Source organism: Thioalkalivibrio sp. ALE10, from assembly GCF_000381385.1.
GTDB lineage: Bacteria > Pseudomonadota > Gammaproteobacteria > Ectothiorhodospirales > Ectothiorhodospiraceae > Thioalkalivibrio.
The window spans coordinates 101,543-118,005 of sequence record NZ_KB906453.1 but is presented as its reverse complement, the minus strand read 5'-3'; the positions used below and the strand labels follow the sequence as shown (position 1 = coordinate 118,005).

General features: G+C 67.2%; 15 protein-coding genes. 4 read left to right on the top strand and 11 right to left on the bottom strand.

Annotated features, from left to right (window positions below; translation table 11 throughout):
* Window positions 1-48 precede the first annotated feature (48 nt).
* The 3 genes from rsmD to F788_RS0108670 are packed head-to-tail and all read right to left on the bottom strand — an operon-like array spanning window position 49 to window position 3,375.
* Window positions 49-699, bottom strand: a complete 651-nt coding sequence (rsmD, locus tag F788_RS0108680) for a 16S rRNA (guanine(966)-N(2))-methyltransferase RsmD (RefSeq protein ID WP_019589907.1) — start codon at window positions 697-699, stop codon at window positions 49-51.
* On the bottom strand, window positions 683-1,978 hold the full coding sequence (locus tag F788_RS0108675; protein ID WP_019589906.1) for a pitrilysin family protein: 1,296 nt from the start codon (window positions 1,976-1,978) through the stop codon (window positions 683-685). Before F788_RS0108675 ends, rsmD begins: the two co-directional genes overlap by 17 nt.
* On the bottom strand, window positions 1,978-3,375 hold the full coding sequence (locus F788_RS0108670) for a pitrilysin family protein (RefSeq protein WP_019592887.1): 1,398 nt from the start codon (window positions 3,373-3,375) through the stop codon (window positions 1,978-1,980). The genes F788_RS0108675 and F788_RS0108670 overlap by 1 nt, the downstream gene beginning before the upstream one ends.
* 325 nt (window positions 3,376-3,700) lie before the next feature.
* Between F788_RS0108670 and ftsY the strand changes: the two genes are divergently transcribed.
* The 4 genes from ftsY to rpoH all read left to right on the top strand — a co-directional run bounded on the left by ftsY (window position 3,701) and on the right by rpoH (window position 7,314).
* Entirely contained in the window at window positions 3,701-4,705 is a 1,005-nt protein-coding gene (ftsY, locus tag F788_RS0108665) for a signal recognition particle-docking protein FtsY (protein ID WP_019589904.1), read from the top strand.
* 7 nt (window positions 4,706-4,712) lie between these two features.
* Window positions 4,713-5,390: a cell division ATP-binding protein FtsE gene (gene ftsE / locus F788_RS0108660; protein WP_018869091.1), complete on the top strand. Its 678-nt coding sequence runs from the start codon at window positions 4,713-4,715 to the stop codon at window positions 5,388-5,390.
* Window positions 5,387-6,316, top strand: coding sequence for an ABC transporter permease (locus F788_RS0108655; RefSeq protein ID WP_018869090.1), 930 nt, complete (start codon window positions 5,387-5,389; stop codon window positions 6,314-6,316). The genes ftsE and F788_RS0108655 overlap by 4 nt, the downstream gene beginning before the upstream one ends.
* Before the next feature lie 128 nt (window positions 6,317-6,444).
* Window positions 6,445-7,314: an RNA polymerase sigma factor RpoH gene (rpoH, locus tag F788_RS0108650; RefSeq protein WP_019589903.1), complete on the top strand. Its 870-nt coding sequence runs from the start codon at window positions 6,445-6,447 to the stop codon at window positions 7,312-7,314.
* A gap of 271 nt (window positions 7,315-7,585) precedes the next feature.
* On the opposite strand, the gene ccoS is transcribed toward rpoH, so the two are convergent.
* From ccoS to ccoN, 8 genes are all read right to left on the bottom strand, one after another.
* Window positions 7,586-7,861: a cbb3-type cytochrome oxidase assembly protein CcoS gene (ccoS, locus tag F788_RS0108640; protein WP_018869087.1), complete on the bottom strand. Its 276-nt coding sequence runs from the start codon at window positions 7,859-7,861 to the stop codon at window positions 7,586-7,588.
* A 53-nt stretch (window positions 7,862-7,914) separates the two neighbouring features.
* Window positions 7,915-10,404, bottom strand: a complete 2,490-nt coding sequence (locus F788_RS0108635; RefSeq protein WP_019589902.1) for a heavy metal translocating P-type ATPase — start codon at window positions 10,402-10,404, stop codon at window positions 7,915-7,917.
* A gap of 39 nt (window positions 10,405-10,443) precedes the next feature.
* Window positions 10,444-11,271 (bottom strand): FixH family protein, encoded by an 828-nt coding sequence (locus F788_RS0108630; protein ID WP_019570138.1) that lies wholly within the window; start codon window positions 11,269-11,271, stop codon window positions 10,444-10,446.
* A gap of 90 nt (window positions 11,272-11,361) precedes the next feature.
* On the bottom strand, window positions 11,362-12,768 hold the full coding sequence (gene ccoG / locus F788_RS0108625) for a cytochrome c oxidase accessory protein CcoG (RefSeq protein ID WP_019021590.1): 1,407 nt from the start codon (window positions 12,766-12,768) through the stop codon (window positions 11,362-11,364).
* Window positions 12,769-12,914: 146 nt separating this feature from the next.
* Entirely contained in the window at window positions 12,915-13,844 is a 930-nt protein-coding gene (gene ccoP / locus F788_RS0108620) for a cytochrome-c oxidase, cbb3-type subunit III (RefSeq protein WP_019589901.1), read from the bottom strand.
* Window positions 13,841-14,062 (bottom strand): cbb3-type cytochrome c oxidase subunit 3, encoded by a 222-nt coding sequence (locus F788_RS0108615; protein WP_019570135.1) that lies wholly within the window; start codon window positions 14,060-14,062, stop codon window positions 13,841-13,843. Before F788_RS0108615 ends, ccoP begins: the two co-directional genes overlap by 4 nt.
* Window positions 14,063-14,086: 24 nt before the next feature.
* Window positions 14,087-14,821 (bottom strand): cytochrome-c oxidase, cbb3-type subunit II, encoded by a 735-nt coding sequence (gene ccoO, locus F788_RS0108610; protein ID WP_019589900.1) that lies wholly within the window; start codon window positions 14,819-14,821, stop codon window positions 14,087-14,089.
* Window positions 14,822-14,839: 18 nt separating this feature from the next.
* Window positions 14,840-16,327: a cytochrome-c oxidase, cbb3-type subunit I gene (gene ccoN, locus F788_RS0108605; protein WP_038037639.1), complete on the bottom strand. Its 1,488-nt coding sequence runs from the start codon at window positions 16,325-16,327 to the stop codon at window positions 14,840-14,842.
* Window positions 16,328-16,463: the final 136 nt, after the last annotated feature.

The following is a 16,463-nucleotide window of genomic DNA, read 5'->3' as shown; positions in this document are numbered from 1 at the left end:
GCTGACGCCGGCCCCGCACGCGGATGGAAATGCCTTGAACGGATGATCCTACGGTAGCGAATGCCCCGGGGTACTGCAAAAAAGCGGCTCCGCCGGCTCCAGCAGCAGCCCCCGGGCCTGCCCTGCGGTGCGCTCGCGCAGGATGTGCCACTGCGCCCCCGTCACCTCCGCCGGGTCGCGATGGGCTTCCAGCTCGACATACACGCGCCCCCCGGGCGCCAGCCAGCCCTCACCCGCCAGGGTGCGCAGAGCCGGGGCGAGCAGGTCGCGCTCGAACGGCGGGTCGAGGAACACCACGTGGAACGGGGCGGCGACGTCCGGGCCCGCCTCCAGCAGGCGGGCCGCATCGGCGCAGCGCACCTCCACGCCGCTGGCGCCCAGCTCTTCGACGGCCTGCTGCAGCCGCGCGACGGCACGCCGGTCGCGCTCCACCATCAGCACCGACTGCGCCCCGCGCGAGGCCGCCTCGAACCCCAGGGCCCCGGTACCGGCGTACAGGTCCAGCACCCGCGCACCGGGCAGATGCGGCTGCAGCCAGTTGAACAGGGTCTCGCGCAGGGCGTCGGCGGTAGGACGCAGGCCCTGTACGTCGGCCACCGGCAGCCAGCGCCGACGCCACGCGCCGCCGATGATGCGGACCCGGGACTCGCGGCCGCGCCGCCCCGCGGAACCCGCCCCGCGCCTACGGTTCTTCGCCACCGACGATCACCGTGACCAGGGCCTGCGGATCGACCCGTTCCCGTATGGCCCGCTGCACGTCGTCCGGCGTCACCGCTTCCATCCGTGCGGGGTAGTGCGTCAGATAATCCGCGCCGAGATCGTAGAACCCGATCAGGGCCAGATGCGACACGATCCCCGAGCTGGACGCCAGGCGCAGCGGGAAGCCATTGACCACGTTGGCGCGCGAGGCCTCCAGCTCGGTCGGCTCCACGCCTTCGGCATGCCAGCGCCGGATCTGCTCGTGCAGGGCTTCCACCGCCTCGCCGGTCTGCTCGGTGCCGGTCTGCATCGAGACGCTGAACGGCCCCTCCGCGGCGCGCGACCCGAAACTGCTGCTGACAGAGTACGCCAGTCCGCGCTCGCTGCGCAGCTCGCGGAACAGACGCGAGGTGAAGCCACCTCCGCCCAGGACGTGGTTGCCCAGGGTCAGCGGGTAATAGGCATCGTCCCCACGCCGCAGGGCCGGTGCGCCGATGCGGATGTGCGCCTGCTCCGAGGGGAACGGGACATGCTCGGTCACCGCACCCTCCAGCGGCGGCACCGGCGGCAGCGGTTCGGCCGGTTCACCGGGACGCAGGGCCTGCGAGACCCGCGCCGCCAGAGCTTCGGCCTGCCGGCGATCCACGCCGCCGGTGATCGCCAGCACGCCGTTGCGCGCCGTGTAATACCGCTCGAAGAAGCCGTGCGCATCCTCGGCGCTCATCGCCTCCAGGCTCTCGCGATCCCCCGCCGGCCAGTTGGCGTACGGATGACCGGCGTAAACCAGCTCGTGGAAACGCCGCGCGGCCACACTGCCCGGCTCCTGACGCTCCCGCTGCAGTCCCAGCAGGGCCTGGCGTCGCGCCCGGTCGAAGTCGTCCTCGGGGAAGGCGGGTTCCGCGAGCACCGTGGTCAGGGTTTCCATCGCGGTGTCGAGCCAGTCCGTCTCGGTGAGACTGCGCAGCGAGACCACGGCCATGTCCCGCTGGGAGCTGGTACTGAAGCGGGCACCGACGGACTCGAAACGCTCGGCCAGCGCATCGGCATCCATCTCCGTCGTGCCGTGACGCAGGCTCCGGCTGGTCATGCGCGCCAGCCCCGGCAATTCGCCGTCCCTCGCCGCACCGGCATCAAAGGTCAGGCGCAGGTCCACCATGGGCAGTTCGGGCGCCTCGAAGTACAGCACCTGCAGGCCCTCGTCGGTCTCCCAGCGTTCGATCTCCATCGCCGCCGCCGGCGCGGCGAACAGCACCGCCAGCAACACTCCCGTCCAGCGCATCACAGGGCACCTCCATACTCGGCGGCCGGTTCCTCCGACTCGCGCTCGTCCAGCGGCAGCGGATCCAGGATCCCCACCGTCAGGGTCTCCGGCACCAGGTATTCCTGCGCGACGCGGCGCACATCCTCCGCGGTGACCGCGCGCACCCGCTCGACGAAGGCACCCAGCTCCTGCCAGCCGATGCCGACCGTCTCCAGCATCGCCAGCTGCGACGCCTGCGCATGCACCGAGTCGCGGCCGTAGACCTCGGACGCCACGACCCGCGCCTGCACGCGTTCCAGTTCATCTTCGCCCACCGGCTCCTCGCGCAGGCGCTCGATCTGCTCGCGCAGGGCGGCCTCCAGTTCCCCGGGATCGGTGTCCGCCGCCGGCACCCCGCCCAGCATGAACAGCCCGTCACGGCGGGTGAACGGGCTGTAGCTGGCCGACGCGGAGCCGGCGATCTCGCGGCCGCGCTCCAGCTCGCGGGCGAGCCGCGAGGCCTCGCCGGAGGACAGCACCCCCTCCAGCACCAGCAGGGCATAGGCATCGTCCGGCTCTTCCAGCGAATTCAGCGACGGCGCCTTCCAGCCCATCATCACGTAGGGCAGTTCGGCCGGCACCTGTACGGTGATGCGCCGCTCTCCGGTCTGCGGGGGTTCGCTGCGCGCCGGGCGTTCCCCGCCCGCGCCGGCGGGGATGTCGCCGAAATGGCGTTCGGCGGCAGCCACCACCGCGTCCGCGTCGACGTCCCCGACCACCGCGACCACCGCGTTATCCGGGGTGTACCAGGTGTCGTACCAGTCCTGCAGGGCCTCCACGCTGTACTCGTCGATGTCGCTCATCCAGCCGATCACCGGCTGGCCGTAGGGATCGGCATGGAAGGCCGCGGCCATGAACGCCTCGCGCAGGCGCGCGTTGGGCCGGTCCTCGACGCGCTGGCGCCGTTCTTCGCGCACCACCTCGCGCTCGGGCAGGAATTCCTCCTCGGTCAGGCGCAGGTGCTGCATGCGCTCGGCCTCCATCTCCAGCAGGGTCTCCCAGTGGTCGCTGCCCAGCAGCTGGTGATAGCCGGTGTAGTCGCGCCCGACAAACGCGTTCTCGCGACCACCCAGGCGCGACACGACGCGCGAGAATTCACCGGGCTCGAAGGCCTCGGAGCCGCGGAACATCATGTGTTCCAGCATGTGCGAGATGCCGGTGACCCCGCCGTATTCGTCGGCCGAGCCCACGCGATACCAGATCTGGGTGGAAACCACCGGCGCCCGCCGGTCCTCCAGCACCAGGACGGTCAGGCCGTTGTCCAGACGGGTCTCGACAACATTGTCGGTGATGGACCCGGATGCCGCGGCGGGAGCCGCGAACAGGGCCATCAGGCAAAACAGCAGCGGGGCCAACCCCGGGACGTGAACACGCATTTTGCGCTCCTGCCTCGTGCCAGGGAAACGCTGATCAATATGCACGTTCGCGTTGGCACCCCGGGTTTTCCGAGACAAGGCGCGTCGCGCAGCGGGTAGTGGTTCTACCCGCAAGCGGCGCAACGCAGGATCGGGGAACCCGGGGCGCCAACCCCGAAGGGGCTCGGCCGCTTTTGCGCGCGCACGGCGTTGCGACTCCCTTGTGCAGAATGACTGCACGGCGGTCGCCGCGCCTTGTTCGCACGCAAAAGCGACTCGAGCGCGAACGTGCATATTGATCAGCGTTTCCCTAAGATTATGCATCTCTCAACAGACCTCTCCCGGCATGTTCGGTTTCCGCAAAAAGAAAAAGTCCGAAGACTCCGCGAACGACGCGACACCGGCCGCCGAGGAAAAACCGGCGCGCGGCGGGTGGTTCCGGCGCCTGCGCCAGGGCCTGTCCAAAACCGGCCAGGTGCTCAACGCCGATCTCGGCAGCCTGTTCCGCCGGCGCATCGACGACGAGCTCTTCGAGGAACTGGAAGAGCGCCTGCTGATGGCGGATGTCGGCCTGGAAGCCACGCAGAAGATCATGGACCGAATCACCGGCGAGGTGAAGCGGCGCGAGCTCGACAACGCCGAAGCGCTGATGGACGCGCTGGAAAACGCGATGATCGAGGTGCTGGAACCGGTCTCCGAACCGCTGACCCTGCCCGATGATCCGGGTCGGCCGTTCTCCATCCTGGTGGTGGGCATCAACGGCGCGGGCAAGACCACGACCATTGGCAAGCTGGCCCATCACTTCCGCGCCGACGACTTCTCCGTGATGCTGGCCGCCGGCGACACCTTCCGCGCCGCGGCGGTGGAGCAGCTGCAGAACTGGGGCGAACGCAACGAGGTGCCGGTGATCGCCCAGGGGACCGGCGCCGACTCCGCCTCGGTCGTCTACGACGGCCTGCAGGCCGCCACCTCGCGCGGCATCGACGTGATGATCGCCGACACCGCCGGGCGCCTGCACACCCAGACCAACCTCATGGACGAGGTGCGCAAGGTCAAGCGGGTGATGGGCCGGCTGGATGCGCAGGCCCCGGACGAGGTCCTGCTGGTGGTGGACGGCGGCACCGGACAGAACGCCCTGAGCCAGGCGAAGCAGTTCCACGAGGCCCTCGGCCTGACCGGCATCGTCGTCACCAAACTGGACGGTACCGCCAAGGGCGGGATGATCTTCGCCCTGGCGGAACAGCTGGGCGTCCCGGTGCGCTTCATCGGCGTGGGCGAGAAGCCCGAGGACCTGCAGCCCTTCGACGCCCGACGCTTCGTACGGGCCCTGCTCGGCCGGGACGACGACTGACCCGTCGATGATCTTCCTGCAGCGCGTCACCAAGCGGTTCGGCTCCCACTCCGAGGCCCTCAGTCAGGTCAGCCTGAAGATCGACCCCGGAGTGATGGCGTTCATCACCGGCCCGTCCGGGGCGGGCAAAAGTACCCTGCTGCGCCTGATTGCCGGGCTGGAACGTCCGACCCGTGGCCGCCTGCGGGTCAACGGCTTTGATCTCGATCAGCTCTCCGCGCGCGACATCCCGCAGTTTCGCCGCAGCATCGGACTGGTATTCCAGGATCACCGCCTGCTGTATGACCGCCCGGTGTACGACAACATCGCCCTGCCGCTGGAGATCATGGGGTACCGGCGACCCGAGATCCGCCGCCGGGTGCGCGCGGCGCTGGACAAGGTGGGCCTGCTGCAGCGCGAAGGGGCGCGGCCACAGACCCTGTCGGCCGGGGAACAGCAGCGGGTCGGGATCGCCCGCGCGATCGTCCACCGCCCGGCCCTGCTGCTGGCGGACGAGCCCACCGGGAACCTCGACCCGGCACTGTCACGCGAGATCCTGGCCCTGTTCGCCGATTTCAACCGGATCGGCATGACCGCGCTGGTGGCCTCGCACGACCAGGAGCTGGTGGAACGCATGCCGCATCCGGTGCTGCATCTGGAGGACGGGCGCATCGAGGCCCGCGCACGCCAGGAGGCCGGCGCATGAACCGCGCCCGGGCCCTGCGCGACCGCCTGGGCGCCTGGCGCGAGGCCCACGCGGACGCCGCCCGGCGCAGCCTCGCACGGCGGCTGCAGGCCCCGATCATGTCCCTGATCAGCATCGCGGTGCTGGGGTTCATCCTGGCGCTTCCCGCATTCCTGTGGGTCCTGCTGGACAATGCGCGGGCACTCTCCGCGCACGTCGACCATGAACCGCGCATCGCGGTCTATCTGGAAGCCGGCGAATCCGGCGCACTGCAGGAGCACGCGCGGGAGCTGGAGCGGCTCGCGGATGTCGGCCGCGTGACGGCCGTCCCGGCCGAACGCGCCCTGGAGGACTATCGCGCCGACCTGGCCGATCCGGCCCTGCTCGACTGGATGGACGGCAACCCCCTGCCGGACACCCTGGACGTGGTGCCGGAGCGCAGCGACCCGGAAACGGTCACGCGTCTCGAGACGACCCTGGCGGAGCGTTTCCCCGACGCCACGCTGGTCAGTGATGACGAGTGGGTGCGCCAGCTCAACGCGCTGTACCAGCTCGGTACGCGGGTCCTCACGATCGTCGCCGGCCTGCTGGGCCTGGGTGCCCTGCTGGTGCTGGCCCTGGCCAGCGCGTCCGAACTGCGCGAGCGGCGCGAGGAGATCACCATCGCGCGGATCAGTGGCGCAACCCACCGCTTCCTGCGCCGTCCGTCGCTCTATGGGGGCGTCTATGGCGGGCTGGGCGGGGGGCTGTTCGCCGTGCTCCTGCTCTACCTCGGCACCTGGCTGGCGCGCGAGCCGCTGGAGACGGCCGCCGGGGCCTTCGATATCGACTATGCCCTGCGTTTACCGGGCCCCGAGGTTGCGTTGGGCGTGGTCATGGCGGCGGTTATCCTCGGCTGGGCGGGCGCACGTCTGGGCAGCGGACACGCCCTGCGGGATGCCCCGTGATCCCCGTGACCGACCCCGGGTTGAAATCGGCGGTGCACACCCCATATTGCGGAACTCCCGGAGGGTTTAGCACTCGAATGGCTTGAGTGCTAAGGTTGAAGCGGTTACGAACGGAGGGATGCGAATCCATGAGTCAGGCACTGATGCCCCATCGCGCGGACATGCCCGTACCGGTGGGCGATCTCAATCATTACATGCAGGCGGTATCGCAGATCGAGGTGCTGGACGTCGAGCAGGAGCGCGAACTGGCGCTGGAACTGCACGAGCGCAACAACCTTGAAGCCGCTCGCAGCCTGATTCTGCACAACCTGCGGTTCGTGGTGCACGTGGCCCGCGGCTACAAGGGCTACGGCCTGCCGCTGGGCGATCTGATCCAGGAAGGCAACGTGGGCCTGATGAAAGCCGTGCGGCGTTTCGATCCGCACCAGGGCGTGCGCCTGGTCTCCTTCGCCGTACACTGGATCCGGGCCGAGATCCACGAGTACATCCTGCGCAACTGGCGCATCGTGAAGGTCGCGACGACCAAGGCGCAGCGCAAGCTGTTCTTCAACCTGCGCAGTGCCAAGCAGCGCCTGGGCTGGATGAACCGCGAGGAGGTGTCGGCCGTGGCCGAAGACCTCGGCGTCAGCGAGGCGGAAGTCTGGGAGATGGAAAACCGCCTGGCCAGCCAGGACACCAGCTTCGACCCGCTGCCCGAAAGCGATGACGAGGAGCGCGCAGCCCTGGCGCCGGCGCAGCGCCTGAGCCTGGAGGACATGAGCGACGATCCCGCCCGGGTGGCCGAGGAGGCCGACTGGGAGGCGCATTATCGCTCGCGCCTGGGCGAGACCCTGGAAGGCCTGGACGAGCGGTCGCGCGACATCCTGATGCGCCGCTACATGGGCGAGCAGAAGGCCACGCTCCACGAGCTGGCGGCGGAACATGGCGTCTCGGCCGAACGCATCCGGCAGATCGAGAATGCCGCAATCCGCAAGATCCGCACGGCCTTCGCCGACTGATTCGCGGATTTGCGCCCTTTCGCAGGGGCCGTGATCGAAAAAGCCCCCGGCGATTGGCGTCGCCGGGGGCTTTTGCGTTCGCGGTCTTCCGGTAGCCCCTCAGCCGAAGAGGATCACCGAGAAAAAGCTGAACCAGGAGAAAATGATCAGCGCCGCCGTGAAGGTCAGCGGGAAATTCTCGAAGGTAAACCAGTTACGCATGACGGCACCTCAACATCCATTACGTTTTCGGGGGCAAGATTAAGCCGGTTCGGCGACGGGCGCAAGGGGGTCAGCCGTCGCGCGCGCCCGAACCGGCCTCCTCCGGACGCCGGGAGGCCCGGGACTGCCCGTCGTCCTCATGCCGCTCCTTCTCCGCCCTGCGCCCGCCGGACCCGCTGGCCGGAGGCTGCGTGGGAATCCTGGGGTCATCGTCGTCCATCAGGATACGGTGGGCCGGCCCCTCGAGGTCATCGTACTGTCCGGAGCGGATCGCCCACAGCAACAGCAGTCCGACCACCAGGGCGAACAGCATGGCCAGCGGAATGAGCAGGTACAGGATGTTCATGCCTCCAGTGTACGGAGGCAGCGGCGGGCGTCAAAACCCCGCGCGGGTACCGCTCAGGTCGAGTCACGCGGGCGCGGCGGCCGCAGGCGCAGGGCGTTGCCCACCACCAGCAGCGAACTGAGCGACATCCCCAGCGCGGCCAGCCACGGGGTCAGGATGCCGGAGGCGGCCACGGGCAGGGCCACGACGTTGTAGCCGATGGCCCAGATGATGTTCTGCCGAATCACGTGCCGTGTCGCCCCGGCCCGCTCGAACACGCCGGGCAGACGGTCGAGGCGATCCGACAGCAGGACCAGGTCCGCGCGGGTGCGCGCCAGGCTGCTGCCACCGCCCATCGCCAGGGATACGTCGGCCCCGGCCAGCACCGGAGCATCGTTGACCCCCTCGCCCGCCATCAGCACGCACTCGCCACGTGCCTGACGTTCGCGCACATGGGCCAGCTTGTCGTCCGGCGACAACCCCCCGTGGGCTTCCGCGATCCCGAGCCGCTCGGCGAAACTCGCCGCCGCCTCGGGCCGGTCACCGGTCAGCAGGACGACCCGCAGGCCGCGGTCCTGCAGGGCCCGGACCGTGTCCGCGGCCTCGGCGCGCGGGGTATCCGCCAGCCAGAAGGTCGCCACCACCCGGCCGTCCACCGCCAGCCACACCGGCGAGGCCAGCGGGTCGGGCGTGGTGTTCGGGCCGGTTGGCGGGGCGACGGGCATCAGCGACGCGCCGCCGACAGCGACCGGATGCCCGTCGATCGTGCCGGTCAGACCCTCGCCGGGGTGATTCTCGACCCCGACCGCGACCGGCTGCCCGCCCGCCTCGGCGACCAGCGCGCGTGCCAGCGGGTGTTCGGAATGCCGCTCCAGAGCCGCGGCCCAGGCCAGCGCGCGCCCGGGATCGAAAGCGGGGTCATGTATCTCGGTCGTCACCCGGCGGGGCCGGCCTTCTGTGAGCGTTCCCGTCTTGTCCAGGCACACGGTGGTGACACCGGGCAGGGCCTCCAGCGCGGAGCCCCGGGTCAGCAGAACGCCGTCGCGCGTCAGGGTCCCCGTGGTCGCGGTGAGCGCCACCGGCGTCGCCAGGGCGAGGGCGCACGGGCAGGTCGCGACCAGCATGGCGACCATCACCCACAGGGCGCGGCCCGGGTCGATCAGGAAATACCAGACAAGCCCGGCCAGCAGCGTGAGGACCAGCACCGCGGCGACGAACCACCCGGTACCGGCCTCGGCCATGCGCGCGACCCGGGGCTTTTCGGTCTGCGCCCGATCCAGCAGCCGCTGGATCGCCGCCAGGGTGGTCTCCGCTCCGACCCGGCGCACCTCCACCACCAGCGGGCTCTCGACGTTCACCGTGCCTCCGACCACATCGGTACCGGCACTGGCCGGGCGCGGCTCGGGTTCCCCGGTCAGCAGGGCCCGGTTCACCGTCGATCGCCCATCCACCACCACCCCATCCGCAGGCACCGATTCACCCGGCCGCACCTGCACCCGATCGCCGGGCTCGAGCTCGGCGACCGGCACCGACTCGGTTTCGCCATGGTCGGTGACCCGACGTGCGATCGCCGGTACCAGACGGTCCATGCGATCCACCGCTTCGCTCGCATGCTGGCGCGCCATCAGCTCGAGGTAACGCGAGGTCAGCAGGAAGAAGACGAACATCACCACCGACTCGAAATAGACATGCTCGCCGGTGCCGGAGAACACCGCCCACACGCTGGCCAGGTAGGTCGCGATGATCGCGATACTGACCGGGACGTCCATGCCCAGTTGTCGGTGGCGCAGGTCCCGCCACGCGCTCTGATAGAACGGAATCGCGGAGTACAGCACCACCGGTGTGGCGAAGATCGCGGCCACCAGGCGCATGAAATCGATGATCGATTCGTGCTGCGGATCTCCCTCCCCCAGCCACAGGGCCACGGCGAGCATCATCACCTGCATCATGCCGAGCGCGGCAACCCCCAGACGACGCAGGGCGAGCCCGCGTTCGCGCGCCAGAGCCTGTTCGCGCGTGCCGGGGTCGTAGGGATGGGCGCGATAACCGATGTCCCGGATCGCACGCAGGATATCGGACAGCGCCAGACGCTCGGGGTCCCAGACCACCCGGGCCCGATGCGTGGAGTAATTGACGCGAAATTCCTCGACGCCGTCCAGTGCCTGCACATGGCGCTCGTTCAGCCAGACGCAGGCCGCACAGGTGATGCCCTCGAGGATCAGCGACGCCTCGCGACGTTCACCGGAGGCGGCCTCGCGCGCCGTCACGAACTGGCGCTGAACCGCCGGGGCGTCAAACAGTTCGAGTTCGCGCAGCTCGTCGGGGACGATGCTGTCGCCCGATGCGGCCGGCGGCGCGGTGCGATGATGATAATATGACCCGAGGCCGCGCTCGATGATCGCGCCCGCAACGGCCTGGCAGCCGGGGCAGCAGGTGGGGCGCCAGGTGCCCTCGAACTCCACCGGGTAGTCGGCACCGGGGGGCACCTCGAGACCGCAGTGAAAACAGCGCCCCTCCGGCGCCGCCTCCGACGGGGCCGGTTCGTTCACCGCATGCTGGCTCACGACAGGGTCAGACGCATGGCCTCATCGGGACCCCAGCCGTCAGCCGGAGTGACCGTGAACGCGCGTGTTCGCCTGCTGTTCGACCTGCGCCCCGTCGCGTTCGACGAAGAAGCGCAGATCCCAGCGCCCGGCCTCGGGAAGTGCCACGTCGACCTCGTAGAATCCGTCACCGCGTTCGCGCATGGCGAAGGGCTGATCCTTGCGATGGTCGGCGAGCCAGAGGAAAGTACCCGTGACCTCTGCCCCTTCCAGAGGCCGGCCCTCGGCGTCGCGGACCTCGACCCGCAGGGTCTCGGTCTCCCCCTTGCGGGGCTCTCCCAGCCACCCCTGCCGGATCTCCCAGCCACGCGAGGCCTGTTCCTCCAGTTCGCTCATGCGATGTACCGCCAGCGCCTGGTCGCGGTCCTCGAAGCCGTCGACCAGCCCCGGGAACGCCGAGGTCACACGCTCCACGGGGGCGTCCGGCTCGGGCAGCAGGGTACCGATGAAACGGTCCGGCATGCCGTTGTGGGCGAGGGTAATCAGCACGGCCTGAACCGTCGCGATGATGGTAAAGAACCCGACGATCACCATCGGGGCCCAGTGCAAACGACCCACGTGGGCCTTGCCGGCGGCTGCCTCGGCCTCCTTCTGGCTGAACACGATCCCGAGCCCGTAAGGCACGATCACGTACAGCGCCAGATGGATGGCGAAGACATCGGCCCCCTGCCAGGTAAGGATGGAAGCCGGGATGAACACGAACAGCATGACCGCCACCACGACGGCAGCCGCATGATAGGCGCGCAGGCGCGTGAAGCGGTAGATCAGGAAGAACAGCAGCGCCAGGGCGGCACTGCCCAGGCCAAGGGTAATAACCAGGTTGCTCATGATGCCTTCAACGTCCACGGGGACGGGGTTGCGTCCGGTGTTTGCAAACCCCGGCGCATCCGTTTGCCGGGGTAGAGGTCCGCCCTCCGGTCAGCGTGCGTAGCTGAACTGGGAGCCGATCGTGTAGGGGTCGATCCGACCCTGACGATCCGTAATCACGAAGTCGAACGGGATCCGGGATCCGGAGGCATCCGCCGGGACATCGTAGCGCACTCGCGCCAGCACCGTCAGGCGTTCGCCCGGCTCCAGGCGGATGTCCGACACCTGCCCCAGATCCAGCGTGGCATCGTCCAGACCAGCGATTCCCAGTTCAAAGTCGAGCACTTCCTGACTCGTATTGTTCAGGCGGATCTCGTAGGAGTTCTGGATCTGGCCGTCCGACATCTGGACGTAGAGGGGCTGGCGGACCTGATTCACGTTGGCATCCATCGGCGGACGATCCAGGATGCTCGCCACCAGGGCCCCCAGGATGACCAGCATCACCGCCCCGTAACCCACGGTCTTCAGGCGGATCGGGTGCGTCTTGCCACCTTCCAGCTCGCGTTCCGAGGTGTAGCGGATCAGGCCGCGGGGCCAGCCCTGCTTGTCCATGATCGTGTCGCAGGCGTCCACGCACAGCGCGCAGTGGATGCACTGATACTGGAGACCGTCCCGGATGTCGATCCCGGTGGGACACACCTGCACGCAATAGCCGCAATCAATGCAGTCGCCGACGCCCGCCGCCTGGCGCTCCTCGCGCGTCTGAAGCCCCTTGACCGGTTTCGCCCGCCCTGCCGAACCTTCGCCGCGGTCCTCGTCGTAGGACACGATCATGGTGTCCTTGTCGAACATCACGCTCTGGAACCGCGCGTACGGGCAGATAAAGGTGCAGACCTGCTCGCGTGCCAGCCCCGCGGCCGTGTAGGTGGTGGCCGTGAGGATACCCGCTGTCACATAGGCCGCGAAGACGGCCTCGCCGACGAAGAACTGCTGCACGATGGTGGGCGCATCCCCCCAGTAGAGGACAAACCCCAGCCCGGTCGCGAACGCAACCAGCAGCCAGGAGGCATGCGTCGCGGCATATTTCAGGATCTTTTCGCCGTTCCATGGCTGCTTCGACAGCCGGATCCGCGCCGGCCGCTCGCCCTGGATCTTCCGCTCCAGGTACATGTACACGTCGGTCCACAGGGTCTGGAAACAGAAATAGCCGCAGAACACGCGACCGGCCAGGCCGGTCACAAAGAACAGAGTGACGGCCGCCAGCATCAGGAAACCGGCCAGCCAGAAAATATCCTGGGGATATACCACGAGATCGAACAGGAAGAACTGGCGACCCGGGATATCGAAGAGGATGGCCTGGTTGGGGCCGTACTCGCGCTCCCAGCGGATCCACGGAAGCAGGAAATAGACGCTGTAGGCGACGAGCAGGATACCGGTCTTGAGGTTGCGGAACCGCCCTTTAACCGAACGCGGATGGATCGGAATACGGGCTTCGTACATCGGCTGCTGTTCCGCCATCAATGCCTCCCGGGGAACGGCCCCGGATCGGGGACGCCGCAGGTCCGGTGCCCCATGGGATTTGAATCATTAACAGCTAATGCGGGTGCGAGGTCAAGAACCTCGCACCCATGCGGTCGGATATCGACGCGGCAGAGGCAGCGGGCTTACTGCCCGCCACCGAGGGAGTGCACGTAGGCCGTCAGGATCTTGATCTCTTCATCCGACAGCCGATCCGCGAAGGCCGGCATCTCGCGCTGGGCCCCGTTGCGGATGAAACGCGCGACCTGACGCTGACGCTCGCCATCGTCGGCGGCACCGTGGACGTCCACCAGACCCCAGATGTCATTGGTCAGGTTGGGCGCGCCCTGGGATTCGATCCCCTCGCCCCCGGTACCGTGGCACTGGAAGCAGCCGCCGTCATAGCCGGTGAAGACCCGCTCGCCCGCCTCGACCGCGGCCGGATCCATGTCGTAGCCGTTCATCGACAGGACGAAAGCGGAGACGTCATCCAGCTGCTCGTCCGAAAGCCTGCCCCGGTAACCGGGCATGTAACCCAGGCGCCCCTGAACCAGGGTTTCTTCGATCTGCTCGACCGTGCCGCCCCACTTCCAGTGGTCGTTCCGCAGGTTGGGATACTGGCCGATCACGCCGGCACCGCCCACCTGATGGCAGGCCGCGCACCAGGTCCCGAAGGAACCCTGGGCGTAGGCGTTCACGAAGCTCATGGCATCCGCGTCCTGCAGGATTTCGGCGTACTCCATGCCCGCCACCTGTTCCAGCATGTCGCGCTGGCGCACGGCGTACTCACCGGTCTGCATGTCCCGGTAGAACAGCGCACGGGTGTTCCAGTGCGTGGTGACCTCCTCGCCGTCCTGCTCGTAGGTCACCGAGGCCAGTCCCTTGGTGAAGTCGTCGCCGATCGGCCAGGCCGGGTAGAGGACCCAGTAGACCAGGGCGAACACCACCGTGGCGTAAAAGCCCCACAGCCACCAGCGCGGCAGCGGATTGTTGTATTCGGCGAGGTCCTGGTCCCAGACGTGACCGGTGGTTTCCACCTCACCCTGACCCGGTTTGCGATTGTCCTGTGTGCTCATTGCTCGTCACTCTCGGTTTTGTCACGCCGGGACGTCGTCGGCTCCCGATGTGAATCATCATCATCCAGAGGAATGTAGCGATACGTCTCGAATTTCCGTGCACGCCGGGGGCTGGCGAACAGGTAGATCACCACCCCGACGAACGTGCTCATGAACAGGATCAGGGCCAGGGTCTTGCTGTTGCCCATGTCCTGGATCCATTCCCACAAACTCAGCATGACGGAATCGAGCTCCCTGACGGCTTACCGGAACTCGGCAAAGTGGCCGTCATCGTATTCACTGAAATCGACCATGGTTCCCAGAACCTGCATGTAGGCAACAATGGCGTCCATTTCGGTAATGGTGGCGCTGTTGCCGTCAAAGTTCTCGGCCTGGGCCTGTTCGATCAGGTTTTCCTCCGCCCGGTTGATGTCGAACATGCGGGCGTGTTCTTCGCCGTACTTCTCGACGTTACGCTCGTACTCCTCTTCCGTAAGGGAGTAAGGAACGCCCACGCGCTTCAGGGCAATCATCCGGTCCTCGAGGTCGGACATGTCCAGAGGCGTCTCCGCCAGCCACGGGTAACCCGGCATGATGGATTCCGGCACCAGCGACTGCGGGTCGATCAGGTGCTGGACCTGCCACTCGTTGGAGTACTTTCCGCCCACCCGGGCAAGGTCCGGGCCGGTCCGCTTGGACCCCCACTGGAACGGATAGTCGTACTGCGACTCGGCCGCCAGCGAGTAATTGCCGTAACGCAGCATCTCGTCACGGAAGGGCCGCACCATCTGCGAATGGCAGGCGTAGCAGCCTTCCCGGATGTAGATGTCGCGCCCCCGCTGCTCCAGCGGGGTATAGGGCCGGACGCCATCCACCTCTTCGACGGTGTCGTCGATGTAGAACAGCGGGACGATCTCGACCAGGCCGCCGACACTGATGACGGCCAGGATCAGGACGATCAGGAGTCCGCTGTTAGTCTCTACGCTTTCGTGCTTCATGGTTCCTATTCTCCCTGATCAGGCCGTACGGGCTTCGGCTTCGATGGCTTCCTGACGGGCACGGGCTTCCGCCTTGATGCCCGAGCGGACCGTCATGAAGATGTTGAACGCCATGATCACCATGCCCAGGAGGAACAGACCGCCGCCGATGGCACGGACCACGTACGGCTGATGCAGGAACACCACGGACTCGGTGAAGGTGTAGGCCAGGTTCCCGTACTGGTCAAAGGCACGCAGCATCAGCCCCTGACCGATACCGGCCACCCACATCGCGGTGATGTACAGCACGATGCCCACCGTGGCGAGGAAGAAGTGCACGTACACCAGCTTCAGGCTGTAGAGGTTCACGTTCCACAGCCGCGGGATCAGGTGATAGAGCGAGCCGAAGCTGATCATCGCCACCCAGCCCAGGGCACCGGAGTGCACGTGGCCCACCGTCCAGTCGGTGTAGTGGGACAGGGCGTTCACGCTCTTCAGCGACATCATCGGACCTTCGAAGGTCGACATGCCGTAGAACGCCAGCGCGGTGATCAGGAACAGCATGATCGGGTCGGTACGCAGTTTGTCCCAGGCACCGGACAGGGTCATGATCCCGTTGATCATGCCGCCCCAGGACGGCAGCAGCAGCAGGATGGAGAAGGTCGCCGCCAGGGTGGAGACCCAGTCCGGCAGGGCCGTCCAGTGCAGATGGTGCGCACCCACCCACATGTACAGGAAGATCAGCGCCCAGAAGTGGATGATCGACAGCTTGTACGAGTAGATCGGACGGCCGGCCTGCTTCGGCACGAAGTAGTACATCATCCCGAGGAACGCGGCCGTCAGGAAGAAGCCCACCGCGTTATGGCCGTACCACCACTGACGCATCGCGTCCTGCACACCGGAGAACATCGGGTAGGACTGCGGATTGAACAGACCCACCGGCACTTCGATGTTGTTGAAGATGTGCAGCAGCGCGGTCGCGAGGATGAACGACATGAAGAACCAGTTCGCCACGTAGATGTGCGGCTGGTTCCGGCGCAGCAGCGTCATGGTGAAGACCAGGAAGTACACCACCCAGGTCACCAGGATGATCAGGTCGATCTGCCAGTTGAACTCGGCGTATTCGCGACCCTGCGTGATCCCGGCCATGTAGCTGATCACGCCCAGGATGAGCGCGAGGTTCCAGCCATAGAACGTGAAACTGGCCAGGGAGTCGTTCCACAGTCGCGCGTGACAGGTGCGCTGAACGACGTAATAGGACGTGGCGAACAGGGCGTTACCCCCGAAGCCGAAGATCACCGCCGTGGTGTGCACCGGGCGGAAGCGCCCGAAGGTGATCTGTGCGATGTCGAAGTTCAGGAACGGCCACGCGAGCTGCGAGGCAATCCAGACCCCGGCGGCCATGCCGAACACGCCCCAGAGGACGGCGGCAACCGCGAACTTCTTGACGATCGCGTAATTGTACTGCTCGGTTGAAGCGACTGACGCTGCGGGTGCGGCACCCGCGGTAGTGGCTGCTTGTGACATGACTTTTCCACCTTGCTGCGGGGAACACGAAGGTCCCGATGGATCGGGGGCTCAGAACTCTACCCCATTACCGGTCGACAAAAAAAACCAAGACCACCCCCTGCAGTCGGACATTCGTTCGAGAGCAGGGGAACTT

Coding starts and splice junctions, on each gene's coding strand:
- ftsE (WP_018869091.1), top strand. CDS start 4,713: ATGATCTTCCTGCAGCGCGTCACCAAGCGGTTCGGCTCCCACTCCGAG.
- F788_RS0108615 (WP_019570135.1), bottom strand. CDS start 14,062: ATGCTGAGTTTGTGGGAATGGATCCAGGACATGGGCAACAGCAAGACC.
- ftsY (WP_019589904.1), top strand. CDS start 3,701: ATGTTCGGTTTCCGCAAAAAGAAAAAGTCCGAAGACTCCGCGAACGAC.
- ccoS (WP_018869087.1), bottom strand. CDS start 7,861: ATGAACATCCTGTACCTGCTCATTCCGCTGGCCATGCTGTTCGCCCTG.
- F788_RS0108630 (WP_019570138.1), bottom strand. CDS start 11,271: ATGAGCAACCTGGTTATTACCCTTGGCCTGGGCAGTGCCGCCCTGGCG.
- F788_RS0108670 (WP_019592887.1), bottom strand. CDS start 3,375: ATGCGTGTTCACGTCCCGGGGTTGGCCCCGCTGCTGTTTTGCCTGATG.
- ccoO (WP_019589900.1), bottom strand. CDS start 14,821: ATGAAGCACGAAAGCGTAGAGACTAACAGCGGACTCCTGATCGTCCTG.
- rpoH (WP_019589903.1), top strand. CDS start 6,445: ATGAGTCAGGCACTGATGCCCCATCGCGCGGACATGCCCGTACCGGTG.
- F788_RS0108655 (WP_018869090.1), top strand. CDS start 5,387: ATGAACCGCGCCCGGGCCCTGCGCGACCGCCTGGGCGCCTGGCGCGAG.
- F788_RS0108675 (WP_019589906.1), bottom strand. CDS start 1,978: ATGCGCTGGACGGGAGTGTTGCTGGCGGTGCTGTTCGCCGCGCCGGCG.
- ccoG (WP_019021590.1), bottom strand. CDS start 12,768: ATGGCGGAACAGCAGCCGATGTACGAAGCCCGTATTCCGATCCATCCG.
- ccoP (WP_019589901.1), bottom strand. CDS start 13,844: ATGAGCACACAGGACAATCGCAAACCGGGTCAGGGTGAGGTGGAAACC.
- ccoN (WP_038037639.1), bottom strand. CDS start 16,327: ATGTCACAAGCAGCCACTACCGCGGGTGCCGCACCCGCAGCGTCAGTC.